The sequence below is a fragment of the Treponema sp. genome, from assembly GCF_045657965.1.
Taxonomy (GTDB): Bacteria; Spirochaetota; Spirochaetia; order Treponematales; family Treponemataceae; genus Treponema_D.
On the sequence record NZ_JAZOUG010000341.1, the window covers coordinates 1 to 2,990 of the forward strand.

A 2,990-nucleotide genomic window follows, 5' to 3' on the forward strand; every position below is an offset into this window, starting at 1 on the left:
ATCTTTTTTCTTTTTGAAACATAATTTTGATGTGAATGTAAGTGTTGATAGTCTTACAAAATACATTCTTTATGATATGAATCTAGGATTAAAATCTCCAGAACTTGCCGGCGAAGATATGATAAAAACCTGGATGCTGCCGCCAAAAGAAAAGCCGCATAATCAGAAAGTAATTGTAATTGATGCAGGCGGTACAAATTTTCGTTCCTGTCTGGTAACTTTTGATTCAAACGGCGAATATGAAATTTCTGATTTTAAAAAAACTTCAATGCCAGGAATTGAACGGGAATTAACAAAAAAAGAATTTTTTTCACAAATCGCAGATAATATTGATTATCTCAAAAATAAAGCTGATAGAATAGGATTTTGTTTTTCATATTCAATGAATATTACAAAAGACGGCGATGGAATTTCTACATCTTTCAGTAAAGAAATAAAAGCAAAAGAAGTTATCGGCTGTAAAATTGGCGAAACTTTATGTGAGGAACTGGAAAAACGGGGCTGGAACAAAATTAAAAAAATTGCCCTGCTTAATGATACTGTTTCTGCATTGCTTGCAGGCAGTGCTGCAGTAAAAGAAGGCTGTTCATGTTCATCATTCGTAGGCTTTATTTTAGGAACAGGAATTAATTCTGCTTATATTCAAAAATCAACTGAAAATCAGATAATTGTCTGTGAATCCGGTAAATGTGATAAACTGCCTCGTTCTGATTTCGATATTTCTCTTGATAAAAAAACTGTCTGTCCTGGTCAGTATCAGCTTGAAAAACAGTGTTCCGGTGCATATCTGGGAGCAGTGGCATATGAAGTACTGAATTGTGCTGCCAAAGAAGGTCTGTTTTCTGAAAAAACTGCCTCTAACTTACTTAAATTAAATTCTCTTACTTTAATTGAAATTGATTCATTTCTGTATGCTCCATTTAAAAAGAACGATAAATATTCAACTCTTTCTGAAATTTGTGAAAATGACAATGACAGGAAGACTGTTTATGAAATTCTTGAGATTCTTGTTGAACGCTGTGCTAAAAATGCTGCTGCCATTCTCAGTGCTGTCTGTATTCAGTGCGAAGAAGGCAAAAATCCAGTTCATCCGATTGGAATTCTTTGTAACGGCACAACTTTCTTTAAGACACACAAACTCAAATCAAAAATTGAAGGCTTACTCGAACAGTATTTAACTAAGGAAAACGGAATTTATTACGAACTGCTTTCCATGGAAAACGATATAACTGTTGGTACAGCTGTTGCGGGATTAAGGTAATAAAATGTATATTGGCTTATTAAAAAAAACATTAGTTTTTCTTCTGTTTATTCTTTGCTGCCGTGTTTTTGCTTCAGGAGGTGCTTTAGCAGAAAGTTCTTCGCCTCTTCATGTGATTCGAACTCAGTATTTTGACATAATTTTTCCGGAAGAATGCTGCCAAACAGCACATAAAATAGAAGATGTCTGTGATGATTATTATCTGGAAATAACTTCGCTTTTAGAAACTGAACCTTATCAGCGCTTTCCCGTAACTATTACCCGCTCAGTTGAAGTTTTAAATGCTTATTATGCAGCAATTCCTTATAACCGGATTGTTCTTTATGACACACTTCCTGAAACAAGTCTTGATATGTATGAAGATACAATTCAGTCTGTTTTTTATCATGAGCTGACTCATGCTGTCACATATAATATAAAATCTAAATGGTCAAAGAGACTGTCTTTCATTTCGGATGCTTTGAATCCTGCCTGGTTTACAGTTACAACATTCTGGGCAGAAGGTGCAACAGTTTCTTTTGAAAGCAAAAAACAGGGCGGCCGGTTAAATGACCCATTTTCTACACAGATTGTAAATCAGTCGGTAATTGAAGATAAATTCCCGAACTGGCGTGATGTAACAGGAGCCAGAGATACTTATCCAGGCGGAACCGATGCGTATATGTTTGGAAGTATGTTTGCTTCATATTTACAGGATACGTACGGAATGAGTAAATATGCTGAATTCTGGAAAAATGCAGGAAGCCGCCTTTCTTTTAGTTTTATTGCAGGCGTTTTTGAAAAAACTTATGGAATGAGTGTAGGGGATGCATGGGATGATTTTGAAAAAACACTTCAAATAGAACATTCTACAAAGACTGCGAATCTTTTTTCTAATAAAAATTCCCGTATTTCAAGTTTTGATGTATTTTTTGATGATACTGAAACGAAAATTGCTTATTTTGATTCAGCTTCTTCATCATTAAGATTAGTGATTTTAGATTCAGATGGAAAAATCAAAAAAAATAAAAAATTGCTTGCAGTTACAGGTATTAACCGTGTTGTTTTTTCTTCGGATGGAACAAAACTTGCTTTAAGCCGGTATATCGATAAAAAAAATTATAAATGTGTCGCTGCTGAATATGATTTAAAAAAGAAAAAGTACAATGAGCAGAAAATAACAAACCGGCGGGATGCTTTTTTTATACAAACTGATAATAAAAATGAACTTTCTTTTGTGGAAATGTCTCAATACAGAGACGGTGAAATTGTATTTTCACCAGTAGAAATTGAAAAAAATCTTTATGCTTCAATCGTTAAAGATTCATTAAAATGGAAAATCAGGCTGTCTGATTCTGAAAAAACTCTGATTGATTATGATTTTTCTGAAATCAGCGGTGGTGATATTGCCAGAAATTTGATTCTGCATGAACTGCATTCTATTAAAAGTGATTCTGATTCTATCTGGCTTTCTTTTACCTGGGCAGAACTTGGAAAAGGCGGAAAAATGCTTTCGCGGATTGGATTCCTTAAAGTTGACAGAAGTTCAATGAATGTGACTGCATTTTTACAAAAAGAAAACAGTTTTGCAGGTTTTACAGATGCAGTTCCTTCAAAAAATGTACTGAAAAATATCGAAAATTCCGATGAATTTGGCAGTGTTTTTGATGTGTACGCTGTTGCTTCAGAATATGAAAAATCTCCGCTTTATAAAGTTGAAATGAAGACAGGAGATTTTGAAAAAATATTT

2 protein-coding genes are annotated in these 2,990 nt (G+C 34.0%); both read left to right on the forward strand.

The genetic code is table 11. From position 1 onward, the window contains the following. The coding region (locus ACKI5B_RS12785) for a hexokinase family protein (RefSeq protein ID WP_407429373.1) at nt 1-1,261 on the forward strand (1,261 nt) is incomplete at its 5' end. A gap of 4 nt (nt 1,262-1,265) precedes the next feature. After that, on the forward strand, nt 1,266-2,990 hold a 1,725-nt coding region (locus ACKI5B_RS12790), incomplete at its 3' end, for a hypothetical protein (RefSeq protein ID WP_407429375.1).